The organism is Desulfovibrio sp. UIB00 (assembly GCF_022508225.1).
In the GTDB taxonomy this organism is placed as follows: domain Bacteria; phylum Desulfobacterota; class Desulfovibrionia; order Desulfovibrionales; family Desulfovibrionaceae; genus Desulfovibrio.
On the sequence record NZ_JAETXJ010000008.1, the window covers coordinates 50,628 to 75,601 of the forward strand.

Consider the following 24,974-nt stretch of genomic DNA (forward strand, 5'->3'; position numbering starts at 1 on the left):
CGTTCCCGCCGAGGACAGCCTATTGACAGGCTTCGGCGGAAACGCTATGTCCTGTCGTTCAAAAAGCTCATTTTTGAGCGCAATATCCCATATGGAGGGAAATAATGCCCACGATTAACCAGCTTATCCGCATCGAGCGGAAGGCCGTGGTGAAGCGCAAGAAGACCCCCGCCCTGCAGGCTTGCCCGCAGCGCCGTGGCGTTTGCACCCGCGTTTACACCACCACCCCGAAAAAGCCTAACTCGGCTCTGCGTAAGGTCGCCCGTGTGCGCCTGACCAACGGCATTGAAGTTACGGCCTACATCCCCGGCGAAGGCCACAACCTTCAGGAACACTCCGTGGTCATCATCCGCGGCGGTCGTGTAAAAGACTTGCCCGGTGTCCGTTACCACATCGTGCGCGGTACCCTTGATACGTCCGGCGTGGCCGATCGTCGCAAGAGCCGTTCCAAGTACGGCGCCAAGCGTCCCAAGTAGTTTTATTCTTTCGGCGCGTGCCATGCGGCCCGCCTGGCTGCTTCCCTTGGGGAGCGCCGGTCGCCGCGGGGTTTGGTGCCGCCGCAAAACAAGCATGAAGGAGAAACCCCATGCCCCGTAAAGGTCCTATCCCCAAGAGGGAAGTGCTGCCCGATCCGTTGTACTCCAGCCGCCTTGTCACCAAGTTTGTGAACAGGCTTATGTTCGACGGCAAGAAGGGTGCAGCCGAAAAGATTTTCTACAGCTCCCTTGAGACCCTGGCTGAAAAGACGGGCGAAGAACCCATGCGCGCCTTTGAAAAGGCCCTGGACAACGTGAAGCCCCACATGGAAGTCAAGGCCCGCCGCGTCGGCGGCGCCACCTACCAGGTGCCCATGGAAGTGCGCCCGGAACGTCAGGTTTCCCTGTCGATCCGCTGGCTTATCAACTATGCCCGTTCGCGCGGTGAAAAAGGCATGACTGCCAAACTTTCCGCCGAACTGCTGGATGCTTTCAACGGTCGCGGCGGCGCGGTGAAAAAGCGTGAAGACACGCACCGCATGGCCGACGCGAACAAGGCTTTCGCTCACTACCGCTGGTAAGAGGGCCTTCCGTTTTTTATCTGAATTCAGCCCGACGCCGCGTCCGCAAGGAAGCGGCGTCGGCTTTGCACCACACCGCATCCGCAGTATGGAGGAAACACCGTGTCCCGCACCGTTGCTGTAAACAAACAGCGCAATATCGGCATTATGGCCCATATTGACGCAGGCAAGACTACCACCACCGAACGCATTCTTTTCTACACCGGCGTTAACCACAAGATCGGCGAAACGCACGACGGCGCCTCCACCATGGACTGGATGGAGCAGGAACAGGAACGCGGCATCACCATTACTTCTGCCGCCACCACCTGCTTCTGGAAAGACTGCCGCGTTAACATCATCGACACCCCCGGCCACGTTGACTTCACCATTGAAGTGGAACGTTCGCTGCGCGTGCTCGATGGTGCCGTGTGCGTGTTCGACGCCGTTGCCGGCGTGGAACCCCAGTCTGAAACCGTGTGGCGTCAGGCTGACCGCTACAATGTTCCCCGCATCTGCTTTGTGAACAAGATGGACCGTATCGGCGCCAACTTCTTCCGCTGCGTGGACATGATTCACGACCGTCTTGGCGCCAAGGCCGTGCCGCTGCAGTTGCCCATCGGCAGCGAAGACAAGTTTGAAGGCGTGGTGGATCTGGTGCGCGGGCATGCCATCCGTTTTGACAAGAGCTCCAAGGGCGCGGAATTCAGCGTTGAAGACGTGCCTGCCGACATGAAGGATCTTTACGAAGAAAAGCATCACGAGATGCTGGAAGCGGTGGCCGAAGAAGACGAAGCCCTGCTCGAAAAGTACCTCGGCGGCGAGACCCTTACCGAAGAAGAAATCATCACCTGCATCCGCAAGGCCACCATTGCCCGCAACATCGTGCCGGTGCTGCTGGGCTCCGCCTTCCGCAACATGGGTGTGCAGCCCCTGCTGGACGCCGTGGTGGACTACCTGCCTTCTCCGGTGGACATCCCGCCCATGCCCGGCCACATTGCCGGCAAGCCCGAAGAAATTGTGGAATGCCATTGCGACGACAAGGAACCCCTTGCTGGCCTGGTGTTCAAGCTTTTCTCCGACCCCTTCATCGGGCACTTGTCCTTCTTCCGTATTTACTCCGGTTTCCTTGAATCCGGCATGACCGTGTACAACGCCAACACCGGGAAGCGCGAACGCATTGGCCGCATCCTGAAGATGCACGCCAACAAGCGTGAAGACGTGAAATGGGCTGGCGCTGGCGACATCGTGGCTCTGGTGGGTCTGAAAAACGCCTCCACCGGCGACACCCTGTGCGATGAAAAGCGCGAAGTCATTCTGGAATCGCTGAATATTCCTGATCCGGTTATCGAAGTTGCCATCGAGCCCAAGACCAAGGCCGACCGCGACGCTCTTTCCGCCGCTCTGAACAAGCTGGCCAAGGAAGACCCCTCGTTCCGCGTGAAGGGCGACGACGAAACCAACCAGACCCTGATCGCCGGTATGGGCGAACTGCATCTGGAAATCATCGTTGACCGCCTCACCCGCGAATTCGGCGTGAACGCCAACGTCGGCAAGCCCCAGGTTGCCTACCGTGAAACCATCTCCAAGCCTGCCAAGTCGGACCTCAAGTACGCCAAGCAGTCTGGTGGTCGCGGTCAGTACGGTCACGTTGTCATTGACGTTGAGCCCAACCCCGGCAACGGTTACCAGTTCGTCAACGCCATCACCGGCGGTGTTATTCCCAAGGAATACATCCCCGCTGTGGACAAGGGTATCAATGATGCCCTGAAGTCCGGCGTGCTCGCTGGCTTCCCCGTGGTGGACGTGAAGGTTACCCTGGTGTTCGGTTCGTACCACGAAGTCGACTCCTCGGAACAGGCCTTCTACGTGGCTGGCTCCATGGCCATCAAGGACGGCATGCGCAAGGCTACCCCTGTGCTGCTCGAACCCATCATGGACGTGGAAGTGGTGACGCCTGAAGAATACCTCGGCGACGTCATGGGCGACCTCAATGGCCGCCGTGGCCGCGTGCAGAGCATGGAAGCCCGCGCTGGCGGCGCGCAGAGCGTGCGCGCTCAGGTGCCTCTTTCCGCCATGTTCGGCTATGCCACTGACCTGCGTTCGCGCACTCAGGGCCGCGCCACCTTCACCATGCAGTTCGATCACTACGAACGCGTGCCCCAGGCCATTGCCGAAGAAATCCAGAAGAGCCGCACATAATCTGAGCCTGGCGGCCTAGCCGCTCAAGGCTTTATACGGCGGGGGAGGAAGCGGTGTGCTTTCTCCCCCGCCTTGCTTGTGGCGGGCACTAAAATTTGCTGTTGTTGGCAGGGCCAGAAAAGGGCATTCTGCTGTAACGGAAACTTGGATTTGCTATATTGCGTGAGGCTTCGCACTCTGCTGGGGCATCATGGCACAGTCAACGATATGATGGAGTAGGTGATGCAGGACGATCTGCCAAAGGGTTTCAGGGCTGGGGCTGCGGCTGCCAATTTCAAAAAGGCTGGCCGGGACGACCTTGGCATTATTGTTTCAGACAAAACCGCCGTGCTGGCGGGCATGTTCACCCAGAATCTGTTCAAGGCCGCTCCTGTGCTGGTGTGTCAGGAGATACTGGCAAGCCGGGGCACGGCGCGTGCTGTTCTGGCAAATTCCGGTCAGGCCAACGCCTGCACCGGCGACGAAGGCCTTGCCAACTGCCGCGCCACGCAGGCCATGGTGGCTGGCCTTACCGGTCTTGAGGCCGATGAAATTTTGCCCCTTTCCACTGGCGTTGTGGGCGCGCATCTCAAGATGGATCTGTGGCTTGAGGCTGTGCCCAAACTGGCCAGGAATATCGGCACCCGCGATGCGGAGGGCTTTACACGTGCCTTCATGACCACGGATGCCTTTCCCAAATTTTCCATGCGCGAGGTTACGCTTGCAGGCGGCACTGTGCGCCTTACCGTGATGGCCAAGGGCGCGGGAATGATCTGCCCCAATATGGCAACCATGCTCTGCGTGGCACTCACAGACGCCAAGGTGGCGCGCGATCCCTGGCAGGCCATGTTTGGCCGTGCCGTGGAAAAGACCTTCAACCGGGTGAGCGTTGACGGCGACACCTCCACCAACGACACCATTCTGGGCCTTGCCAACGGCGCGTCTGGCGTTGCCGCTGAAAGTGCGGCTGACCTGACACTGCTGGAAGAAGCGCTTACCGACATTCTGGGCACGGTGTCGCATATGCTGGTTATGGATGGTGAAGGAGCCAGCAAGGTTATCCACATCACCGTGACGGGTGCCGCCAATGATGACGATGCCCGCACCGTGGCGCGCAGCGTGGGGCATTCGCAGCTCGTGAAAACAGCCATATACGGCGGCGATGCCAACTGGGGCCGTATCGTGACGGCTGTTGGCTACAGCGGCGCAACGTTTGATCCCGCCAAGGTGAGCATGAAACTGTGCGGCATTGAGCGCTTCCGTCTGGGCTGCCCTGTAAATGAAGACAAGGAAGACGCTCTGGCCGAACTGCTCAAGGCCAAAGACGTGCAGGTGGAGATCGATCTGGGCGGCGGTTCAGGGTTCTACAATTTCCAGGCTTCCGACCTTGGTCATGAATATGTGACTCTGAACTCTGACTACCGTTCCTAGGGCTTCCCTTCACTGTTCACTGTCATTGACCATATCAAGCCCCGCGACGCTTCAGGTTTTGCCTGTGCGTTGCGGGGCTTTTGCTGTATCGTCCTGCATTTTTCACAGATACTTGCCTGGCATGTAAGAATATGTCCATGCGATTACTTCCTCCATGCGCATGCAGATAGGATCTTTCTGCACACTATAATTTCTGCCTCCAGTTCATGCAGACATGCTGGACAGGTATGGCAGAGGAGTTTTAGTGTTTATGCGGAGGGAATTATGGAAGAAGAGTTTTTTGAACGGCGCTATCTGGAAAATGTTGACGCCTGTCCTGTCTGTGGCAGCAGACAGAGACAGGCTGTCTATGAGGTTGGCGGGGGAGTGATGGCGCAAAAGTGCGCGTGCGGCGGGTACTATTGCGACCATCGCCTTAACCCCGAGGGCTTGTCGGCCTACTGGCAGGACTATCAAAACCGTGAACACAGTGCAGTGCAGGAGGAGTGCGCCATGCGGCAGCGCATGTACGCAGTGGACTATGCGTATATCGCGCAGTTTCTGAAACCAGGGGCCAAAGTGCTAGATGTGGGCTGTGCAGATGGCCTGTTTCTGGACTGGTTCGCGGCTGCCGGGCACGAGTGCAGCGGCGTGGAATTTGGGCATGAAGCCGCTTTAAAGGCCGCGCAGCGGTATCCTGTTCAGGAGGGATATTTTCCGGATCTGGACATAGCCCCCGGTTTCGACCTGATTATTTTTCGCGGCGTATTGCAGTATGTGCATGCGCCGCGCAGTTTTTTCAGCAAGGCGGCATCCCTGCTGGCATCTGGCGGCCACGTGTACGTGACCGCTCAACCCAACATGGAAGCATTTTGCCATCAGGTGTACCGCAACAGATTCCGCTTCAGTTTGACCCCATGTGATTGCGTGGGCTATACGCCGCAGTCGCTGGCAGGCGAGTTCGCGGCGCTGGGGTGCAGCACAGTGGGGCAGACGTTCTTTTATGAGGAAACCCCATATGCAAACCCCGCTTGCGACATTCAGGCCGTCAGCAGGGCTGTGGAGGCCATAAACAGGGGGCAGCAACCACAAGAGCCCTCGCCACCATTCTGGGGCAATATGATGACCATGGTATTTCGTAAAGACTGAGTCCATATTGTCAGCGCAGGCAAAAAAGCTCCGGGCATTTTCCATGTCCGGAGCTTTTGCATTTCATTCATATGCGGCAGTTAGAAACCTTCAGCAACCCAGTCCACAATCTGGGTCATGCGGGTGAGGGTATGCTGGTTGTTGCGCTGCCTCTGACCAATCTCTTCCATGGAGCCTTCAAGGCGGTAGATGCGCCAGTCGCCCTCGGTCAGGACGCCGAGCCGCACGGCTTCATTCACAGCCGCCCGTGCTTCGCCCGGCGAACAGAACAGGTCGAACTCCTGCACGCCAGGGTCAAGAATCACCTGTGACCCGCTGGCAATATCTACAATGTAGTTGCCAGGGGCGTAGATGTATACAAAGGGGCAGGGTTCGACCGGAGGAAGGGGCGTAGCGTCCTGCGTTGGCTGGGTCTTGTTACAGGCTATCAGCGCAAGGCTCAGCAGGGCGGCGCAAACAAGGCGTGCGTGCATCATCTACCTCGTGGGCTGTGGTTTTCAGCGCCCGGAAGCTGCCATTTCGCGCAGACGGCGAATGCGTTCTTCCAGGGGCGGATGGGTGCTGAAGAGGCTTGCCATGCCGCCATGAGCGTACATGGGGGTCACAATGAACATCTGTTCCGTGCTGGGGTTGCCTTCCTGCATGGGGATCTGGCCGCTGGCCATGCCCAGTTTGTTCAGCGCACCGGCAAGGGCCAGGGGCTGACCGCAAAGCGCGGCGCCCGTGTCGTCCGCCAGATACTCGCGCGAGCGTGAAATCGCCATCTGGATAAGCCCGGCAGCCATGGGCGCCAACAGGGCCAGAGCAATGGCGGCAATGGGGTTGGTTCCGCCGCCTTCTTCGTCCCGGTTGCCGCCAAATATGGCCGTAAACTGAAAGATATTGGCAAGGGTCACAATGGCGGAACCCATAACGCCCGCAATGGTCTGAATAAGAATGTCGCGGTTGACAATGTGCCCGATTTCGTGCGCCAGCACACCGCGCAGTTCTTCGGGCGAGAGCAGGCGCATGATGCCGTCCGTGACGGCAACAACGGCATTCTCCGGGTTGCGGCCCGTGGCAAAAGCATTGGGAGCTTCTTCAGGCACCACGCAGATGCGCGGCTTGGGAATGCCCGCATTGTGGGAAAGCTCGTCCACGATTTTGTGCAGGTAAGGGGCTTCTTCCGGCGCAAGCTCGCGCGCGCGGTACATGGAGAGCACTATTTTGTCAGAATACCAGTAACTGCCCACGTTCATGAGCAAGGCTAGGCCAAAGGCAAAAATAACGCCTGTACGCCCGCCCATCAGGCCGCCAAGCAAGATTATAATGGCGGAAAGCAGGGCAAGCAGAAGAACAGTCTTGATCTGGCTGGTCATGCATTTTCCTCTCAAGCAGATTTAAGCAGCGGGTTTTCCGCATGCTTCTTTCATTATAAGCACTCTGTTGATGGTGGCAAGCAGGGCTGACTCAGGGATGGCGAGCCCTCCACCACAGCTGGAACACCAGCAGGGTCCACAGTGGCTTGCGCAGATCGGCCCTGCCAGAGATATGCTCGTCCATGAGGGCGCGGACCGACTGATAGTTGAATATGCCCTGCGCCTTCAGGGTGGATTCGCTCAGCAGGTCTTCCATGAGGGGTCGCATGCGGCCCCGCAGCCATTGCGCCACAGGAATCTGAAAACCGCGTTTGTTGCGGTACAGGATTTCATCTGGCAGCAGTTCGGCAAAAGCCTTTTTGAGCAGCCATTTGCGCTTGAAGCCGTGCAGTTTTCTGCTCACAGGCAGGCGCGCTGCAAACTCCGCCGCGTCCTTGTCAAGGAACGGCGCGCGAACCTCCAGGCTGTGCAGCATGGAGCAGCGGTCAACCTTGACCAGAATATCATCAAGCATGAACTGGCGGGCATACACGTGGAAAGCGCGGGCAAGCGGCGTGGCGGTGTTTTGCGGCTGCCAGTGGTCATAGTGCTCGCGCGTGGGGGCAAAGAGAACTTCGGGAGCCAGAAAGCCGGGCTGTTGGGCCTTGAAAGCGGCATCCAGAATGGATTCCTGCATGTCGGGCGTAAAGGCCGTGAGCATGGTCTGCACCCGCTGCCATGCCGGGGCATGCGCCGCCCGCAGGAATGTGGCAACGGCCAGGCGGGGGTTGATGTACCCCGCAGAGGAAGGGAGCAGTTGCGCGAGCGGTTCTATGATGCCCTTGCGCAGCGCGGAGGGAGCTGCATTGTACCACTGGGCAACCTTGAAGCCGATGTAATGCTCATAACCTGCCCAAAGTTCGTCAGCGCCATCTCCGCCAAGGGCCACGGTGACCTTTTCGCGCGTGACGCCGGAAAGCAGCCATGTGGGGGCCACGGATGCATCCGCCATGGGTACGTCCATGCGGCTGATGATGCCGGGCAGGGTATCCGCGCATTCCTCGGCGGAAAGCACGCGTTCATGGTGGTCAGTGGCAAAGGCCTTGGCCACGATGCGGGCATAGCGCGACTCATCATAGCTGGCCTCGCTGAAGCCGATGGAAAATGTCTTGATGGCCGTGGAAGACTGGCGGGCCATGAGCCCGGCTACAATGGAGGAATCAATACCGCCGGAAAGAAACACGCCCAGCGGCACATCACTGACCATGCGGCGGCGCACCGCCCGTGAGAGCAGAAAGCGCAGTTCTTCGCAAAGCTCATTGTCGCTGCGCTTGTCGGACTCATCGGGCGTGGGCATATCCCAGTAGCGGGAAATGCTCAGATTACCGTCCTGCAGCAGCAACATGTGCGAAGGCGGCAGGCTCTGCACCTCCGTGTAGACGCTGTGTGGCGTGGGCACGTACTCGTAGGCAAGATAGCGCATAACGGCCTGCGGGTTCATGGTCAGGCTCAGATGGCGCAACTGCTCAATCCCGGTCAGTTCAGAGGCAAAATACAGCCTGCCGTGCTGCACGGTGTAGAAAAATGGTTTTTTGCCAAAGCGGTCGCGGGCGCAGAACAGGCGGCGCTGCTGGTTGTCCCACAGGGCAAAGGCAAACATGCCGTCAAAGCGGGCCAGGCAGTCCGGCCCCCATATGCGGTAGCCTTCGAGAATGACTTCCGTGTCGGAACTTGTCTGAAATTGTCCGCCAAGGGCGATCAGCTGCGCCTTGAGCTCGGCATAGTTGTATATTTCACCGTTGAAGGTGACGGTCATCTGACCATCTGCGCTATGCATGGGCTGGCCGCCGCCGGAAAGGTCGATGATGGAGAGCCGCCTGTGCCCAAGGCATACCGGGCCGCTGCTCCACTGGCCTTCACCATCGGGGCCGCGATGGGACATGCGATCGGTCATGGCCTTGACCCACTGCCCGGCTTCGGGAGTGAGAGGCGAGGCGTCAACTTGGCAAATGCCCGCTATACCGCACATTTTTGCTTCCAGAGGGTGTAATGTTTGATGAAAATGTCTGCCAGACGCCGATTGTTGCGGGTCGGGTCAAACATATCCGCCGCAAGCTGCTTGCCATTGCGCGCCAGCTCCTGAGCCAGGGCGTCATCATCGGCAAGGCGTTGCAGGGCATCGGCCAGAGCCACGGGATCATTGGGCGGCACGGCAAGGCCGGTTTTGCCGTTGATCACCACTTCAGGCAAGGCGTTGACCGTGGTGCTCACCACCGGCAGGCCGTAGGCCAAGGCTTCAATAACCGTGTTTGGAATACCATCGCGGCGGCCAGATTCGTGCACTACGCAGGGCGCTGCAAAAATGTCGTGCTCGGCCAGAATGTGCGGCAGTTCGTTGTGCGAAATAATGCCGGGCAGCAGTACGCGGTCTTCAAGCCGCAGCTCCTCGCGCAGGCGCAGTATTTCTGCTTCCATACGCCCTAGACCCATAACCGCGCCGCCTCCGCCTGCGAGGGTAAGCCTGAAATCCACCCCTCTGTCGCGCAGGATAGCGCAGGCCTTGATCAGCACGTCAAAACCCTTGGTAACGTCAAACCGCCCCAGAGCCAGAAGGCGCACAGGGCGCTCCATGGGCTGTTGTGCCTGGGCATGTTCCTGTGCCTTGGGTGCGGCAACGCTTGTGGTTGCTTCAGTTTTTGGCAATGGCGGCAAGGTAAGGCTGTTGTAGATCAACTCCACTTTGCCCTTGGCCTGCCCCTTGGCAAAAACCTCGATACGTGTTTTGTCCGCCTCGTTGTTGGCACGGACAAAAAAAGCTGCGGTCAGCTTGTCGCCGAGGTCAGAGTCGGCTGGCTCCAGATTATCGCCGCGCGCGGCTGTGGCAAAGGGCAACCCGGCGATCTGCGAGGCAACCCAGGCCGCTGTGGCCGTGCCGCGTGGCCATGGAGCGTAGATCATGTCTATGCCAGCCTCGCTGAACAGACGGCCCAGGTACATGCCAGCGCAAAATGCCCAAAGGTTTTCCCCCAAGGTTTCCCAGCTGCGCCAGCGGCGGAATATGGCCCTGCGAAAGAGGCGTCCCGAGCGTAACGGGTGCAGCGCAATTTGCCGGAAGCATTCCCCCAGCACACGCCCTAGAGCGCGCATGCCATAAGTGTGCGTCTCTCCGGCCACGGCTCGCATCTCATTGGAACAGTGGCGCAGGTTGGGGCCGTACAGGCTGTATACGGAAAGCGGAAGCAGCCTTTTGAGGCCTTCTACTTCCCTGAAGATAAAGGGCTGTGTAAACAGCGGATACCACAGCAGAACATAGGCCACGTGCGGCAGGCCCGTCTCGAATACGGGGGGGGAGGCCTTGGTGCTGGTTTCCGTCATGGCTGTCTCCAAATGCGGCGGGCTTTTCTCAGCGGGTTGCTGGGTATTAAGGCTATCGCCGCCTCTTTGTATATATATCATCAAGGTTTGCTAGTAAATTTTTTCTGGAAAGCTGTACTATGGACTTGTAGATTCCCCGGTCCAGTCGCCCTTGCCCAACAACGTGGGGGCGGTTGGCCCAAGCTCGCAGCGCAGTTCGTCCATGGTCACGCACCGCACACTGTAATGACTGTGCAGCCAGTTGAGCCAGTCGGCAACTTTGCGTGTGAAGCGCGCCACTGCTGTGGCGTCAGGCAGGTGAGGCGTGCCGCCGGGCATCATTTCTGATGAATGCCAGGTCAGGGAAAGCACCCGTCCGCCACGGGCCGTAAAGACTTTTGTAATGGCACACATGGCCCACAGAGGATGGTAAACAGGCAGCAGAGCCAGTGCTCCCCAGCTTTTCAGGCTGGCGCGTATTTTTTTGCCAGCCGGGCCGGACACGCTGCGCAACAAGGCCGGAAGCTGCGGAATGAGGGGGGTCACTGTGAGGGGAACTTCAAAAATATTGTCCTCTCCAACCGAAACCCAGTATGGAGTGCCTGGCGCGTCAAAATGGTCGGGGCCCTGCATAGGCGTGGGGGCGCAGTGCAGGGGGCGCACTGAGGCATCGCAAAGAATACCTGCGGCGGCCAGAAGATGCCAGTGCTGGCGGTGCAGATCCCATCTGCCCATGCGAAAGGAAGTGAGCGGCGCGCTCTGCACTGCACGGCCAGCCTCCATAAGGGCCGCGAGTTTGGCGGCGAACAGATCGTTGGACAGTGCTGCAGCGGGCACGCTGTCGGTCATGTCGGACAGGGTTTGCTCCGACCCGTCCAGCGCCAGAGGCGGCGTGTTCCAGTGGTGCAGGTGCACGCCAATTTCAGCATGGTGTTCGTCTCGCAGCCATGCCAGGGTCTCGTGGGATGTTTTATCAGCCAATACGCTGTGAGCGCAGAAGAGCGTGGGGCGCACGCCCATGGTGCAGAAAGGGGTCAAGGCTCTCAGGCTGGCGGTGTTGCGCGTGGAAAAGCCACGGCGGGCGTAGCGTCCGCCAAAGAGGCCTTCTTCTTCAACGTCCAGACTGACGGCCAGATAGAGCGGCTGTTTGACGCTCATGCGTGACCTGCCGCTCCGGCTTTCATGGCGGCGGGGATGTCGTCCTCTGCAATGCTTCGGGTCTGTCCACCGGAATGGCTCCAGTAACGACGGCTTTCATCCACATAAAGGCGCAACAGAGCCGTGATGTTGTTTTCCCGGTCAAACATTTCTTCAACGCGGGCGCGGCCTGCCTCGGCCATGCGGCTTGCGTGTTCCCGGTCTTCAACCATATGCCGTACGGCGTCGGCAAGAGCGCGCGGGTTGCGCTGCGGGGTAAGCAGGCCGGTTTCTCCGTTGATTATCACTTCGGAGATGCCGCACACGTCTGTGGCAATGACAGGCATGCGGTGCGAGAGAGCTTCCATGATCACGTTGGGGATACCGTCGCGGTCGCCGTTGAAATGGACAACACTCGGCATGATGAGCATGTCGTGGTCGAGCATGTAGCCGCAGATCTGATCATGCGGGATAAAGCCGGGCATGTGCACGATATTTTTAAGGCCCAGTCGGTCACGCATACCCATAAGCTTGAGCCGCCAGCGGCCGTTGCCCACGAGGGTAAGGGTCACAGGTACGTTTTCTCTTTGCAGGCGCGCCATGGCCGAGAGCAGGTCGGGGAAACCCTTGGTGCGCGCAAAGCGCCCCACCGCCAGCAAACGGTAAGGAGGGCGCATGCTGACTGCACACTGCCCCTTGGGGGTAAATGTAAGGCTGTTGTAAATGGCGTGTACTTTATGCTCCTGCCCAACAGGGCAGAAGTTGCGCAGCCAGCTCACATTGGCGTGATTGTTGGTGCGGATGAAGAGCGCATCTGCGGATTTTTCCCGCAGCAGGCCGTCTTCCGGGTAGATGTCGCCAGCGCGTCCCGTAAAAGCAAAGGGAATACCTGTAAGACGCGAAGCCACCCATGATGCCGTTGCCGGGCCGTTGGCCCACGGGGCGTGAATAAGCTTGACGCCATCCCTCACGCACAATTCGGCGAGCAAAAAGCCCGCCATGAAGCACCACAGGTTTTCACCCAGGGATTCCATGTTGCGCATTCGGTGGAAAAATCCCTTGCGCATGAGGTTCCAGACCTTGAGCGGATTGCGTGAAAGGGCACGCATGAAAGCCCGGAGAATGCGCACTGTGCCGCCAACGCCCATGCGTTCCACAGGCCCGGTAAACTTGCGCATTTCTTCGCTACAGCCGCTCAGGCTTTTCCCATACATGGTATAGGCGCGCACAGGCAATCCCCGCGCCATAAGCTGCACAACCTCGCGAAAGATGAACGTTTCGGAGGAGAGGGGAAACCAAAGCAGAACATAGGCAACAACCGGCAAGGCGTCCATTTTCGGTTGTGATGCGCTTTTCTCTGCTTTTGCGCCGTCAATATGCGTCATGGTTTTCTCCGCTGCAAACAAGAGCCGGGCCACTTGGCCCGGCACGGCAGACGGAAGTTCCATCTGCCCGAAAATGCGAACATGCCGCAGAGTCGCACAGTTGCGACCCTCAAGCGGGCGATGTAACGCCCGCTTGAGCGACAGTCCGACCACGCAACACGGGTCGCTATGAAGTTACGCCTGCCCGCTCTCGCTGGCGTTCTGGCGCTTGTAGTCGTCCACAATGGCCCAGGCCTTGGGGATTTCTTCCTTCACGGCATCCAGCGCAGTGCGGATATGTTCTTCCGTATGGGCTGCGGAAAGGAAGAAACGCAGACGGTCTGTGCCTTCTTTGACAGCAGGGAAGGTGATGGGCATCACATAGATGCCGCGCTTGAACAGTGCGTTGGACAAAAAGCCCGCCACCATGGGGTCGCCCACCATGACCGGCACAACGGCATAGCCTTGGGCCGCGCCCGTATCAAGGCCAATGCTGGCGGCGTAGTCCACAAAGAAGTGCGAAATCTTCTGTAGCTTGTGCACCCGTTCGGGTTCGCGCAGCATGATGTCCAGAGCCTTGTGGCAGGCCACGGCGATAATGGGGGGCATGCCCACGCTGAAAACAAAGCCCGGCGAACCGTACTTGAGGAATTCGATCAGCTCATGGCTGCCGGCAATGAAGCCGCCGCAACCGCACATGGATTTGGAGAGCGTGCTCATCCACATGTCCACATCGGTGGGATCAATATTGAAATGTTCGTGCGCGCCCCGGCCCGTTGCGCCAAGCACGCCAAGGGAGTGGGCTTCGTCCACAAGCAGCATGCAGTCGTAACGCTTTTTCAGTTCAATGATGCGCGGCAGATCTGGGATGTTGCCGTCCATGCTGAACAAGCCTTCGGTAACGATAACGGCGCGCTTGTGCTCGGCGCGTTTGGCTTTGAGCATTTCTTCAAGGGCATCGCAATCGTTGTGGGCGTATGAGTAGCGCGATGCGCCGGAAAGACGCGCGCCCTGAACCAGTGAGTTGTGAGCCAGGCCATCGTGGAAGATGGCGTCGCGGTGGCCGAAAAGAAAGCCAAGGGTGGAGACGTTGGTGGCGTGCCCGCTCACATAAATGATGCAGTCTTCCACTCCGTACAGGTCGGCAAAGGCGCGCTCAAGCTCACGGTGTGGCGGACGTTCGCCGCCGACCAGGCGGCTGGCGCCAGCAGAGGTGCCGTAAATGGCAGCGGCTTCGCTGACGGCAGCGGTGATCTCGGGGTGAGCGTTGATATCCAGATAGTCGTATGTGGAAAAATTGAGATATTCTTTGCCGGAAATGAACGTGGTGGCCTTGGCCGCACGCTCATGGCAAAGAAACAGAGGATTTTCCATCCCCATCTTGGCTCCCATTTCCACAAGCCGATCAAAGGCGAGCTTGGAACGCGTGCGGTTAAATCCGGAAGCGCTGCTTTCGGCGGCGGCGGGAGTTTGCACCGCCTCTTGGCCAGCCTGATAGGAATGGTTGTTCTTCATGCCTCGTCCTCGTAAATTTGTCCAAAAAAGCCGTGCCTGGTGGGCCAGATGAGGGCCGAAATCCGGCAGGCGCAACATTGTAAGGAGTCAGTATAGCCAAAGCAAGATGTTATGGCAAGTCACGTGTTGGGCGGCGCTGTTGAAAGCTTTACAGACAGTGCTGATCTGTTGGCAGTGTGGTAAAGGAGTTTGCGGGCGCTGGCTGGACAAGAATGATGATATCTACTAACATAATCCTTTACCCAAATGGCTGCTATGCCCCTTTTGCCCCGCCTCGGCCCTGTCGGGTTGCCGGGCTTTGGCCCTTTACAGGCACTAAGATATGCGTCAGGACTATGAAAATCCAGTACCAGGCACCATGCAAGACGAAGTAGTTCTTGATGGCGTGCGTTATGCCAACCTGCAACAGGCTGGCCAGCAGTGGCGTATCGGTGCCGTCAACCCCGCATGGCGACAGGAATTACTGGCTCTGCCAGCAAATCCCGATGCCGAAGCCCTTGGCAGGCTGGAAGCTCGCGGTCTGTGGATTGCGCCGGAGCGGGCTGACGGCCCGCCGCCTTTGGCGGTGATGTGCTGCGGTCTTGGGGCGGTCTGGCCCGGAATGGGCCGTGAGCTGTACGACAATTTCCCCGCAGCCCGAGCAGCAATGGATCGCCTTGCCGCCGTGGCGGATTGGGACGTGCTTGGCCTCATGGATGAAACGGGCGTGGAGAAAATCAGCCTTACCCGCTGGCAGTCTCCTTACGTATTCATGCTGGAGTACGCCCAGTGGAGCGTGTTGTCTTCGCTGGGGCTGAGCCCCTCGCTTTTTTGCGGCCATAGCCTTGGTGAATTGATCGCTCTCTGTTTTTCAGGCATACTGGCCCCCGAAGTGGCGTGGTATATCCTGGATACGCGCGCCGTACACATGGCTGAACTGGAGGCTGGGGCCTCCCGTGAAACAGGTATGATGGCCGTGCACGCGGACGCCGAGATCATCAACGAAGCCTGCGCCACCTGGCCAGAACTCTATGTTTCCAACTACAACACGCCGCATCAGTTTATTCTGAGCGGCCCTCGCGGTGTGTTGCAGGAAGCCCGCAAGAGCCTGCGCAAACGCCGCATCCCTGCCATTGTTCTCAATGTGAGCCTGGCTTTTCACCATCCCAGCATGCGCGTGTTGCGCGACATTTCTTTGCGCCGTCTGAGCGCACTCGACATGTCTGCGCCCGAAAGACCCATGCTGAGCGGTATTACCGCAGATTTCTACCCTGAAGATCAACCCTCCATCTGCCAGTACATCGCCGATCTTGATGAAAATTCCGTGCGATGGACAGAATGTGTGCAGACCATGTGGAACCGTGAGGGCATCCGGTATTTTCTTGAACTTGGCCCGCAGGATACGCTGTGCAGCCTGGCGGCTGACAATGAGCCGCAGGCAAAATGCCTGACGGCAGGACGCAAGGGGAAAGAAGTAGAGGGCATGCGTCAGGCCTGCGCCCAACTGTATTCACTGGGGTACCTGCGGCGTGAGGCTGTGGCCCGGCGGATGCATCTGGCGGCAAGCGGCGGCGAAGCCCGTTTGTTGGCCTGCAAACCGGCACCACACTGCGGTTTATGCCCTGCTGTGGCTGGCAATGTTGCAAATACCTGCGCTTCGGCGGCGTCAGATGCCCCGCAATCCAGTGTTATGGAAACGGCAACGGCTGAACTCGCTGATTCTGCTGTCGCTGCCTCGGATGCCGCACCTGTAATGGCATCCTATGCCGAAAACATGGCGGTGGTTCTGCAAATTCTGGCTCAGGCCTGCGGCAGGCCGGTTGAAGATCTACGCCCAGAAATGGACTTGCGCTATGATCTTGCCCTGCGCTCCAGCCGCTTTCCCCATATTGTGCAGGATGTGGAAAAGGCCCTTGGCATTGCCGTCAATTTTGAAGACCTGCTGCAGGTATCAACCATCGGTGATCTTGGCCGGGTGCTTTCCGGTGGTTCTGCGTTTGCAGGGCAGGCAGAGCACGCCGCAGAAAGGGTCAGTGCAACCGCAAAGCTTTGCGCGGAGCCTCTGCGCAGGTTTGCCCCCCTTAAAGCTTTGCCCGCAGTTGGGAGCAATGGCGAGCTGTGCCTTGAGCCTCTGCTGCTTGATCCCAGTGCCTCAGGGATAAATCTTCAGCTTGGCGATGTTGTGCTCCTCTGCGTACTGGATGCTCACATATTGCCCCGCCTGCTGAGCGGCATTGCACCCCTGGGATGCGTGCTGGGTGTGCCCCAGCCTCTGCTTGAGCGGTGCGCGCCCCTTGCCAAGGCCGGGGCAAATTTGGTGCCGCTTGATATAGATCTGGGCAATGGCGACGAAACCGCTCTTGCAGTTAGTCAGTTGCAGACGGCCATAGCGGATTTCGCACAGGCACAGGGCCGAGTGGACGGGTTGTTTTTTGTGCCGCCGATCCCGGCTGGCATTATGGTTGCGCCTTCTGCCGATGATGTGCCGTCACATGCTGCGCCGGAGCGGCTTGGCGCGTTGATGGAAGCGGCTATTGCGGCTGCCGTGCCTCATGGCTTGCGCTTTGCTGGCAATTGTTCCGTGCTGCCGCCCAAAGTGGAAAACTGCATTTTTGACGCCCCGTTGGAAAAAGCCCTGGATGCGGCGGCTCACGCCCATGATGTGGCTGTGCGGGCAATTCGCATGTTGCACGGCCCTGAAAGAGCGAGTCTTGACGAATGGGGCGACATGCTGGCGCGTGAAATTCTTTGCGGCACAGCCGAACAGGTGCTCTGGGTGCGGCCTGGATCCTTGAACGGTCAGGTTGTTTGTGAGGAGCCGTCCGTCCGGAACGTCATCAAGGAGAATCCGTTGAGATTCCCGCTGGTGTTTCCTGAAAAACAGCCCGTATACCGCTCAACCGCCACCCTGTTTCAGGGGGCCTGCCATTTTTCGCGTTTTGCCGACAAAACACTGGCCCTGCACGGCGCGCAACCGGGTAACTGCCTTGGAGCGGATGTACCACGTCTGCCGGTTTGCCGCAGTCTGGAGGCCATGCTTGAAAGCTCGAGGCAATCCTTGCCCTGGCTGACAGTCACGGGCTTTTGCGATTTGCGTTTTTTTGATGCGCCGGAATTGCCGCCCGGCATTACTCGCGAATGCCGGGTGACAGCTGAGGCAGAACCCTGGCTGCTGCAGGAAAAAGTCATGACGCGCATGTGCCGCAGTGAGCTTTCAGTGCGCGGCTTGACGCCCAACGGCAGGCATACTGCCCAGTATGCACCGGTAAGCGAGGGAATGGTGTGGCTTGCGGCCCATCGCAGCAGTGTGCCCCCCCTGTGGGAGGAGGTGCCTGCCGCAGCCTCCGTGGCAAGCCCTGCGCTAGACACCGGGCCCTTTTATACTGCTGCCGGGCTGGGGCGCGAGTGGCGTTTTGTGGAAAGCTTCTGTATGTTGCCCAACGACTTGTTTTCTGGCGCGGTGAGTTTGCCCCAGACATGCATTGCCCCCGAAGCTGATTCTGGCTATACTGACGACATGCTTGTGGTGGAGGGCGTATTGCAGGCTGCATGGCTTGCCATAACATCCGAATACTCCAAGGATTTTTCAGATACTGCCGCTCTTGCTGCCGCTATGCAGGAGTGGGCTTTGCATGCCGTGGGCTTTATCCGCATCGGGCCTGTCCGTGCTGATGGCCCCTTGCGCATATTGATGCAACGTTCTTGGGCCAATGCACGGCTGCGTCGTTTTGACGCGCAGGTCATTGATCAGGAAGGGCATGTTTTTTTGACAATTCACCATCTTGAATTTGACCGAGGTGATCAGGCCGGGCTTTCCCCTGCCATGAATCCCTCGGCATAAACACTCAATCTGCTCAGCGTCGCGCAAAGCGCAACGACGCAAAGGGTGCCAGATGCTCACTGCACAAGCAAACCTTACTACACGTCTTTTTCTGCCGCTACTGCTTGTGGCGGCCCTGCTTTCCGGAGCCTGTTCCAACAAGGCTGGGCTCAAGTCGCCGGAACTTCCCGCCAAGCATTGGCTTGAAGAAGCCCCAGGCGTGCCTGTTGAAAACAAGGCCAAGCTTGAAGCCGCAGTGCCGAACCTCTATGATCCCAAGAAGGTTTTTTCCTTTGAAGATTGCGTGTTTCTGACCATCCAGCAGTCACCTGCCCTGGTCAACAGCGCCGTGAATATTGAAATCAAACGTCTCGCCCAGACAGACGCCGTGTGGAAGTACCTTCCCGAGCCGCGCATGAGTTTTACCGTGTCCAACAACCTGACGCGGTATAATATGGACAATAAAGACACGCCCAGCGATTACGGCCAAACCCGGTTTCGCGTGGGCTTTTATGCCGCCTTCCCCAATCCCATGGCCACCTACTTTGAACACAAGGTGCAGTCGGCCATGGTCAATCTGGCCATCTCCACCCACCGCAAGGCCGTGGGCAAGGCCATTGGCAAGATTGGCGAGGCCTATCTCCAGCTTCAGGCCCAGCAGAAGATTGTGGACGCGCAGAAAGAGCTGCTGCCGCTCGGCAAGGAGCTTGTGGATTACTGGAAGAAGGTTGAGGCTGTTGATGGCCGTCAGGGCGTTTCGCTCAACATGGCCATTCAGCACCAGCGCGAGCTTGAACTCAAGCTGGAGCAGACCCGCATGAAGGAAGTGATGCAGCGCACACAACTCAAGATTCTTGCTGGCGTTGAGCCGCAGCAGAGGCTTGAGGTGGACACCAAGAGCGCTGATTCCGTGCTGGCCGGTTTTGATGGCCGCAAGCTCACCTGGGAAGAACGTTGGCCTGCCACAGAAGATGACCTGCTGCTGCGTGGCCAGGTGACTTTGGGCGATTACAACATTATGGTCGCGTGGGCACAGTATATGCCGACCATGACCATTGCGCTGAATAGCTATCCTCCGTCAGGACAGTATCAGCCTCCGAGCGGTGCTGAAGACACCTTTTTGCATCTGACGTTTGACTTCCCGATTATCGACTGGGGTCGCAGGTACCGTGGTGTACAGACTGCCCGCATGGGCAAGGCCCAGGCCTTCCACGAGCTGGCCCGCAAGCGTACGGACTACTCCAACAAATGGCTCCAGAGCGAGCAGCGGGTAGCCTTGGCCGAAACGGAACTCAAGCTTGCCAAGACCCGTCTGGACACAGCCAGCATGCAGTACAAGGAAGCCCAGATTTCTTTCCACGAAGGCATTGCGCAGCTGCCCGACATGGCCTCCAAGCAGGAGGACATGGTTCAGGCGCGCATTGCCTACATCAATGCCGAGCTTGACTATAAGCTGGCCCAGCTTGAGTGGATGGACCTGTCAAATTCTCTGGCCCAGCGCTTCCTCGGCCTGCCTGCTAAGGAGCTGCTGTAATGTTGGGTATGTATAAAAAAACGAGCTCGCGGGAGCGGCGGCGTTGTTTTGCCGCAGCATTGTCTGCTGTCACGCTACTTGCTGCTTTTTTGATATTTCAGGGTGCAGTCTCTGCTGCGGAGAATGGTTCCATAGGCGCTGGCGCGACCATTCTGACCGGCAAGGTCGTTACAACGGTCACGCGCGCCGTGCCTGTGCCGTTTAACGCTGTTGTGGATGAAGTGATGGTCAAGCCCGGCGAAGCCATTGCCAAAGGTGCGCCGCTGATGCGTTACCACCTTCAGGAAGAAGCCGAGCGGGTGCTGCAACGAGAAGTGACCACCGGGGCTGCTACCGAGGGCCTTAGAGGACAGGTGCTTGATCTTGACCGCAAGCTTGCAGAAACTGCCGCCCAGCGCAACAAGGCCCGCCAGCTTGCAGCCTCGGGGCTAGGCTCTGCCCAAGCTTCCAGCCGACTGGAAGACGATGTTCACTCCCTGAAGCGCCGCATTGAACTTTTGACTGCGACCATTCAGAAGTCTGAACAGAATTTCGCCGCCCGACTCGAGGAACTGAGCGGCTATTTCGGCACAACCATCAAGGAAGGCGAGCGCCTGCCTGCGACACTTACGCTTACCTCTCCCATTGACGGTTATGTGCTGTCGCTTGACTCCACGCTCAATCCTGGATCCCTGTTGGCCGCTGGCACCACGCCCGTGCGCGTGGGGCGGCTTGATCCCGTGCTGATCCAGGTGCCCGTCTACGAAGCCGAGATCAGCGGCATCAAGGCTGGAGACTCGGTGGAAGTTGAAATTCCTTCGCTGAACAACAAAAAGTTCAACGGTACAGTGAATGAAATTTCCTGGGTTTCTAATGATATGAGCGTTTCAAATCCTTCATATTACACGGTGGAGCTTACTGTTCCCAATCCTGGTCTGGAACTCAAGCCTGGGTTCAAGGCTGTGGTGCGCTTCAAAGGGAGCAGGTAAACCCGTTTCATGAAGCTGAAAAGCATCCCCCGACGATTGGGGTACATTCTGGGTGCGCAATGGACGCGCGACCTGGCCTGGACCGCTTTTACCATTCTTCTTGCACGCCGCAGCCCCGATATCTTGGGGCAAGTCGTGCTGGCACTCACGTTCGGCTACTTGGTGAAAACCGTAGCCGACGTGGGGCTTAATGATTTTCTGCTCTCAACATTTGCCCGGCGCGAAGGGCGCCCCTTGGCCCTCTTGGGTGAAGTCACCTGGCTCAAGCTCGTTGTGCTTGTTCTGGCCCTCGGCGTTACATGGCTTGTGACTGGCTGGCAAAACTATACACCTGAGCTGCGGCTTGTGGTTATGTGCATTGCCGCTGGTTTGGGGCTGGACGGGGTGAGCGATTCGTTTTTTGCACTCTGCCAGGCGCGGGGGCGACAGGATGTGGAAATGCGCATCCGTGTTCCGTCTGCATTGATGGGCATTGGCTTTGGTATTGCCTGCGTGGTGCTTGATGCACCGCCCATTGTGATTGCCCTGTACAAGCCCATGGAATCTGTGCTGTGCATCATTTTTGCCTTGTTGGCATTACAGCGCAATCCCCTTGCTGGTGTTGGACTTGATGGCATGAAAGATCTGGCCCGGCACATGAAGCACGGCCTTATCTTTACCTGCATGGCTGGCTGCGCCATGTTTTATAACAAGATCAACGTGATATTCCTTAAGCAGTACGGCGGTAATGCCGACGTGGGTGGCTACGGCGTTGCCTGGGAAACAGTTGAAGGCCTGTCGGTGCTTGTTTCCAGCGCATTGCTGGGCAAGGTTATTTTTCCACTGCTGGCAAAACTCTGGCAGCAGGATAAGGGCGCATTCCGACAACTGGCCGGTCAGACTGCACGCTCCCTTTGGGCTGCGTCGCTGCCCATTATCTTTCTTATCTGTGTGGAGAGCGACCGCTTTCTTCCCCTGATTTACGGCCCCAACTACCAAAGTGCGGTCACCGCTCAGCGCTTGCTTACACCATGTCTAGCAACGGCCTTTTTGCACAACCTTGCGGCATACGCCATGATTGGCATGCGCCAACACCGATTGCTCCTGGTATTTTATCTCACGGGCCTGGTGTGCAATCTGATATGCTGCTTTACTCTCATTCCTGCCATGCCCCTTGAAGGTGCGGCCTTGTCCCTTACCATTACCAAGGTTTGGGTGGCCTTGCTTACAGTTGGCTATTTTCAGTGGGCCGCGCGCCCCATGTCGCTTGAGCAGTGGGGAATCATGCTTGGTGCCTGCGCTGCCTGCGTAGGACTGTGGTGGGGGATAGGGCTGGTCGCGCCGCGTGAATTGGCAGAACTGGCAGGCCTTGTGCCTTTGCTGGCCTTGTTCTGGCGTTGGAGACCACCACCGCCTTTTGAAAAAGCCGCGCTTGCCTGATGCACATCTGGACGGTCAGTTGCCGTGCAAGGCATGGAGTGGCAAGCATTACCCGGATGATCAGACTGCGCCGGGCCAATTGTCTGAGAAGTTGACGCCACGGTAAAGGCAGGCCTATAGAATTACTGCAAGACAGTAACAGGCAAGGCATTCTCATGGGCAACAAGCTGCTTCTACAGCGCAGGTCAGTCATTAAGGCCATGGCAGGCACTGCGGGCTTATCGCTGGCGGGTGCATCATCTTCTATGGCCTCAAGCTTGCAGAACTGGGGCGGCGGTGATGACCGCGCCACCATCATTGATGTGGATCTCTGCAATGGTTGCGGAGCCTGCGTGTCCGCCTGCCGCGATAGAAATCTGGCAGAAATTCCACTTCCTGTTCAGCCAATTCCCCGTCCCTACCCAGCATGGGTGCGCGTCAACGACTGGTCGACCCGCCGCGATGAAGTTTCTCGCCTTACTCCCTACAACTGGCTTTTTATTCAATCATGCTCCATCGCGGTTAACGGTGTGGAGCGTCGGATATATTTGCCTCGGCGCTGTTTGCATTGCCTGAACCCACAATGCGTCACTCTGTGCAGCACAGGCTCCTTGCGCCAAAGCAATGAAGGAGCAGTTTACTCTCATCGCAGCACCTGTCTGGGGGACGGCCCCTGTGACCGGGCCTGCCCGTGGGGTATTCCGCAACGCCAGGCGGGGGTTGGCCCTTACCTGAACCTTGCGCCCAGGTATGTTGGCAACGGACAGATGTTCAAATGTGATTATTGCAGTTCTCTGCTCAAGGCTGGCGAAAACCCTGCTTGCGTGACGGCCTGTCCGCAGGGGGCCATGCGTATTGGACCTCGTGAGGAAATGGCTAAGCTGGCCAAGGAAATGGCGGAGCAGCGGGCCGGGGATATTTTTGGACTCAAAGAAAATGGCGGCACAAACACCATCTATGTTTCTTCAGTGCTTTTCCGCGATATTGAAGCCAACATGCTGCGTCAGGGAAAGGTAGGCTTTGGTATGCCGAGTTTGCGCCCGGCTGGCGCCAGTATGGATAAAGAAAACAGCCTGCTGAAGGCGGTTCTGCTGGCCCCTGTGGCGGGGGCGGCCCTGGCGGTACTGCGATTGTGGCGTGAAAGAAAGATGAGGCGCAAGCCATGAAAAACCAGCCATCGCTTTTTTCCTCATTCTTCAGCGTATTGTGGCTGGCCAGCATGCTCACAGCCGTGTGGAGCGGTCTAGCGCATTTGCCGCAGGCCGGGCGCTATGGGCTGATTCAAAGCTCTAGCTGGTCGCCATCTGTTGCGCATTATTATTCGTCAGCGGCACTGCTGTTCTTGGGAACATACGCCTTCACAGTCTGGCGTCTTCAGGGGCGTAGCGCTTACTGCCTGACCCGCTGCGGCCTGCTGCGCGTGAGTTTGCTGATAGGGTTGGCCATCAGCGGCTTGGCGCTTATCATGCATAACATGCCAGATTTTTCTCTGTACGATGGTGTGTATGCATACGTTAAAGGGTTGCATCTTGTGTGTGCCCTGGCCTTGCTTCCCCTGCTGATTTACAGGCTCTGCCGCCGCTGGACGGGCGGGTACGGCTGGCTGAAACCACGCGATGGGGCAGACACGAGCTGCGGCGCCTCAAGGCGGCGTCCGGCTCAACGCTAGAACTATTCCAGCCAGCCACCCCGGTTCAGTCCAATTGTGCCTGTCGATCCGCCTTAAGCTGTCCACAGGCTGCCTTGATGTCCTGTCCTTTGCTCTTACGCAGTATGGCCGTGATCTTGCGCTTCCAGAGATACTGCTCAAAGGCCAGTACGCTTTCTTCCGTGGGGGCGGCGTAGGGAGCGCCTTCAGCGGGGTTGTAGACAATAAGGTTCAGCTTGCCCCGCACATCGCCTACCAGCCGGGCCAGATCCCTGGCCTGTTCCTGTCCGTCGTTGACCCCGCCCAACAGCAGATACTCAAAGGTAATGTGCTCCCGCGTTTTAAGCGGGTATGACTTGAGCGCTTCAAACATCTCGTCAAGAGGCCAGCGTGCGGCCTTGGGCATGATTTTCGCCCGCAGTTCTTGCGTTGGCGCATGCAGCGAAACCGCCAGATAAGCAAGGCCGCTATCTCCCAACTCGCGCAGCCCTTTTTCAATGCCGCATGTGGAAACTGTGATGCGGCGTGGGGAGAAATTCAGCCCCTTGGCGTTATTCAGGCCTTCAAGGGAGCGCATGAGTTCGCGCATGTTGAGCAATGGCTCGCCCATACCCATGAACACAATATTGCGCAGCATGGGCCATTCCGGCCTGTCATCACCCAGGTGCGCACGCGCCACAAGGATCTGACCCAGAATTTCGGCCATGGTCATGTTGCGTTCAAAGCCCATTTGCCCCGTAGAACAAAATGTACAGGCCATGGCGCAGCCTACCTGGGACGACACGCACTGCGTCCAACGGCGCACGCCTTCGCGTGAATCCGATGGAATGAGCACTGTTTCAACCAGCGCACCATCCTCGAGGCGCAGCAGAAATTTTGTGGTGTCATCCTGGCTTTTCTCTACCGTGACTACCTCCGGCCAGACAATGACAGCCTTGGCAGTCAGTTTTTCGCGGCAGTCTTTTGAAATATTGGTCATGGATTCAAAGTCGCGAACCATGCGTTGCCACAGCCATTGCCAAATTTGCATGGCGCGGAACTTGCGCTCGCCCAGTTCTGTTTGAAGCCAGTTTTCCAGCTCGGGAAGGGTCAGGTTGAGAAGATTGGTCATATGCTCTGCCGGAATGAGATAAGGTTTTGTAGT

At 58.1% G+C, this 24,974-nt stretch carries 19 protein-coding genes; 11 read left to right on the forward strand and 8 right to left on the reverse strand.

From position 1 onward, the window contains the following. Positions 1-104 precede the first annotated feature (104 nt). From rpsL to JMF94_RS12295, 5 genes are all read left to right on the forward strand, one after another. On the forward strand, positions 105-476 hold the full coding sequence (gene rpsL / locus JMF94_RS12275) for a 30S ribosomal protein S12 (RefSeq protein WP_008683436.1): 372 nt from the start codon (positions 105-107) through the stop codon (positions 474-476). A gap of 110 nt (positions 477-586) precedes the next feature. Then, the gene (gene rpsG / locus JMF94_RS12280; RefSeq protein ID WP_192112713.1) at positions 587-1,057 is read left to right on the forward strand and encodes a 30S ribosomal protein S7; all 471 of its coding nucleotides are present in this window, start codon (positions 587-589) and stop codon (positions 1,055-1,057) included. 102 nt (positions 1,058-1,159) lie between these two features. Beyond that, positions 1,160-3,238 (forward strand): elongation factor G, encoded by a 2,079-nt coding sequence (gene fusA / locus JMF94_RS12285; RefSeq protein WP_240825411.1) that lies wholly within the window; start codon positions 1,160-1,162, stop codon positions 3,236-3,238. A 222-nt stretch (positions 3,239-3,460) separates the two neighbouring features. Beyond that, on the forward strand, positions 3,461-4,648 hold the full coding sequence (gene argJ / locus JMF94_RS12290; RefSeq protein WP_240825412.1) for a bifunctional glutamate N-acetyltransferase/amino-acid acetyltransferase ArgJ: 1,188 nt from the start codon (positions 3,461-3,463) through the stop codon (positions 4,646-4,648). Positions 4,649-4,912: 264 nt separating this feature from the next. Further along, complete coding sequence (locus JMF94_RS12295; protein ID WP_240825413.1) at positions 4,913-5,776, forward strand: class I SAM-dependent methyltransferase; 864 nt, start codon at positions 4,913-4,915, stop codon at positions 5,774-5,776. An 80-nt stretch (positions 5,777-5,856) separates the two neighbouring features. Here JMF94_RS12295 and JMF94_RS12300 read toward each other — a convergent pair whose 3' ends face one another. The 7 genes from JMF94_RS12300 to JMF94_RS12330 all read right to left on the reverse strand — a co-directional run bounded on the left by JMF94_RS12300 (position 5,857) and on the right by JMF94_RS12330 (position 14,483). Continuing rightward, entirely contained in the window at positions 5,857-6,252 is a 396-nt protein-coding gene (locus tag JMF94_RS12300) for a DVU_2496 family lipoprotein (RefSeq protein WP_240825416.1), read from the reverse strand. 21 nt (positions 6,253-6,273) lie between these two features. Then, positions 6,274-7,134: a zinc metalloprotease HtpX gene (locus JMF94_RS12305; protein ID WP_240825418.1), complete on the reverse strand. Its 861-nt coding sequence runs from the start codon at positions 7,132-7,134 to the stop codon at positions 6,274-6,276. 91 nt (positions 7,135-7,225) lie between these two features. Beyond that, positions 7,226-9,142: an asparagine synthase (glutamine-hydrolyzing) gene (asnB, locus tag JMF94_RS12310; protein WP_240825420.1), complete on the reverse strand. Its 1,917-nt coding sequence runs from the start codon at positions 9,140-9,142 to the stop codon at positions 7,226-7,228. Further along, the gene (locus JMF94_RS12315) at positions 9,130-10,488 is read right to left on the reverse strand and encodes a glycosyltransferase family 4 protein (protein WP_240825423.1); all 1,359 of its coding nucleotides are present in this window, start codon (positions 10,486-10,488) and stop codon (positions 9,130-9,132) included. The genes asnB and JMF94_RS12315 overlap by 13 nt, the downstream gene beginning before the upstream one ends. A gap of 117 nt (positions 10,489-10,605) precedes the next feature. Continuing rightward, on the reverse strand, positions 10,606-11,625 hold the full coding sequence (locus JMF94_RS12320) for a glycosyl transferase family 1 (protein ID WP_240825425.1): 1,020 nt from the start codon (positions 11,623-11,625) through the stop codon (positions 10,606-10,608). Then, on the reverse strand, positions 11,622-12,938 hold the full coding sequence (locus JMF94_RS12325; RefSeq protein ID WP_240825534.1) for a glycosyltransferase: 1,317 nt from the start codon (positions 12,936-12,938) through the stop codon (positions 11,622-11,624). The genes JMF94_RS12320 and JMF94_RS12325 overlap by 4 nt, the downstream gene beginning before the upstream one ends. Positions 12,939-13,163: 225 nt before the next feature. Continuing rightward, positions 13,164-14,483: an aminotransferase class I/II-fold pyridoxal phosphate-dependent enzyme gene (locus tag JMF94_RS12330; protein ID WP_215648357.1), complete on the reverse strand. Its 1,320-nt coding sequence runs from the start codon at positions 14,481-14,483 to the stop codon at positions 13,164-13,166. Positions 14,484-14,805: 322 nt separating this feature from the next. On the opposite strand from JMF94_RS12330, the gene JMF94_RS12335 reads away from it, so the two are divergent. The 6 genes from JMF94_RS12335 (at position 14,806) to JMF94_RS12360 (ending at position 23,851) form a co-directional block, all read left to right on the forward strand. Next, on the forward strand, positions 14,806-18,303 hold the full coding sequence (locus JMF94_RS12335) for an acyltransferase domain-containing protein (RefSeq protein ID WP_240825427.1): 3,498 nt from the start codon (positions 14,806-14,808) through the stop codon (positions 18,301-18,303). A 52-nt stretch (positions 18,304-18,355) separates the two neighbouring features. Continuing rightward, positions 18,356-19,816 carry a TolC family protein gene (locus tag JMF94_RS12340; RefSeq protein WP_240825429.1) on the forward strand — a complete coding sequence of 487 codons (1,461 nt, stop codon included), beginning with the start codon at positions 18,356-18,358 and terminating at the stop codon, positions 19,814-19,816. A gap of 59 nt (positions 19,817-19,875) precedes the next feature. After that, positions 19,876-20,784 carry an efflux RND transporter periplasmic adaptor subunit gene (locus JMF94_RS12345; protein WP_240825430.1) on the forward strand — a complete coding sequence of 303 codons (909 nt, stop codon included), beginning with the start codon at positions 19,876-19,878 and terminating at the stop codon, positions 20,782-20,784. Positions 20,785-20,793: 9 nt separating this feature from the next. Beyond that, entirely contained in the window at positions 20,794-22,203 is a 1,410-nt protein-coding gene (locus JMF94_RS12350; protein WP_240825431.1) for an oligosaccharide flippase family protein, read from the forward strand. Between the two features lie 155 nt (positions 22,204-22,358). Continuing rightward, the gene (locus tag JMF94_RS12355; protein ID WP_240825432.1) at positions 22,359-23,348 is read left to right on the forward strand and encodes a 4Fe-4S dicluster domain-containing protein; all 990 of its coding nucleotides are present in this window, start codon (positions 22,359-22,361) and stop codon (positions 23,346-23,348) included. Beyond that, positions 23,345-23,851, forward strand: coding sequence for a FeS-binding protein (locus JMF94_RS12360; protein WP_240825433.1), 507 nt, complete (start codon positions 23,345-23,347; stop codon positions 23,849-23,851). Before JMF94_RS12355 ends, JMF94_RS12360 begins: the two co-directional genes overlap by 4 nt. Before the next feature lie 25 nt (positions 23,852-23,876). Here JMF94_RS12360 and rlmN read toward each other — a convergent pair whose 3' ends face one another. Continuing rightward, positions 23,877-24,941 (reverse strand): 23S rRNA (adenine(2503)-C(2))-methyltransferase RlmN, encoded by a 1,065-nt coding sequence (gene rlmN, locus JMF94_RS12365; protein ID WP_240825434.1) that lies wholly within the window; start codon positions 24,939-24,941, stop codon positions 23,877-23,879. Between the last annotated feature and the right edge of the window lie 33 nt (positions 24,942-24,974).

What these genes read in the sequence shown, in the direction of transcription:
- rpsL (WP_008683436.1), top strand. Translation starts at nt 105, where the DNA reads ATGCCCACGATTAACCAGCTTATCCGCATCGAGCGGAAGGCCGTGGTG.
- rpsG (WP_192112713.1), top strand. Translation starts at nt 587, where the DNA reads ATGCCCCGTAAAGGTCCTATCCCCAAGAGGGAAGTGCTGCCCGATCCG.
- argJ (WP_240825412.1), top strand. Translation starts at nt 3,461, where the DNA reads ATGCAGGACGATCTGCCAAAGGGTTTCAGGGCTGGGGCTGCGGCTGCC.
- JMF94_RS12295 (WP_240825413.1), top strand. Translation starts at nt 4,913, where the DNA reads ATGGAAGAAGAGTTTTTTGAACGGCGCTATCTGGAAAATGTTGACGCC.
- JMF94_RS12300 (WP_240825416.1), bottom strand. Translation starts at nt 6,252, where the DNA reads ATGATGCACGCACGCCTTGTTTGCGCCGCCCTGCTGAGCCTTGCGCTG.
- JMF94_RS12305 (WP_240825418.1), bottom strand. Translation starts at nt 7,134, where the DNA reads ATGACCAGCCAGATCAAGACTGTTCTTCTGCTTGCCCTGCTTTCCGCC.
- asnB (WP_240825420.1), bottom strand. Translation starts at nt 9,142, where the DNA reads ATGTGCGGTATAGCGGGCATTTGCCAAGTTGACGCCTCGCCTCTCACT.
- JMF94_RS12315 (WP_240825423.1), bottom strand. Translation starts at nt 10,488, where the DNA reads ATGACGGAAACCAGCACCAAGGCCTCCCCCCCCGTATTCGAGACGGGC.
- JMF94_RS12320 (WP_240825425.1), bottom strand. Translation starts at nt 11,625, where the DNA reads ATGAGCGTCAAACAGCCGCTCTATCTGGCCGTCAGTCTGGACGTTGAA.
- JMF94_RS12325 (WP_240825534.1), bottom strand. Translation starts at nt 12,938, where the DNA reads ATGGACGCCTTGCCGGTTGTTGCCTATGTTCTGCTTTGGTTTCCCCTC.
- JMF94_RS12330 (WP_215648357.1), bottom strand. Translation starts at nt 14,483, where the DNA reads ATGAAGAACAACCATTCCTATCAGGCTGGCCAAGAGGCGGTGCAAACT.
- JMF94_RS12335 (WP_240825427.1), top strand. Translation starts at nt 14,806, where the DNA reads ATGCGTCAGGACTATGAAAATCCAGTACCAGGCACCATGCAAGACGAA.
- JMF94_RS12340 (WP_240825429.1), top strand. Translation starts at nt 18,356, where the DNA reads ATGCTCACTGCACAAGCAAACCTTACTACACGTCTTTTTCTGCCGCTA.
- JMF94_RS12350 (WP_240825431.1), top strand. Translation starts at nt 20,794, where the DNA reads ATGAAGCTGAAAAGCATCCCCCGACGATTGGGGTACATTCTGGGTGCG.
- JMF94_RS12355 (WP_240825432.1), top strand. Translation starts at nt 22,359, where the DNA reads ATGGGCAACAAGCTGCTTCTACAGCGCAGGTCAGTCATTAAGGCCATG.
- JMF94_RS12360 (WP_240825433.1), top strand. Translation starts at nt 23,345, where the DNA reads ATGAAAAACCAGCCATCGCTTTTTTCCTCATTCTTCAGCGTATTGTGG.
- rlmN (WP_240825434.1), bottom strand. Translation starts at nt 24,941, where the DNA reads ATGACCAATCTTCTCAACCTGACCCTTCCCGAGCTGGAAAACTGGCTT.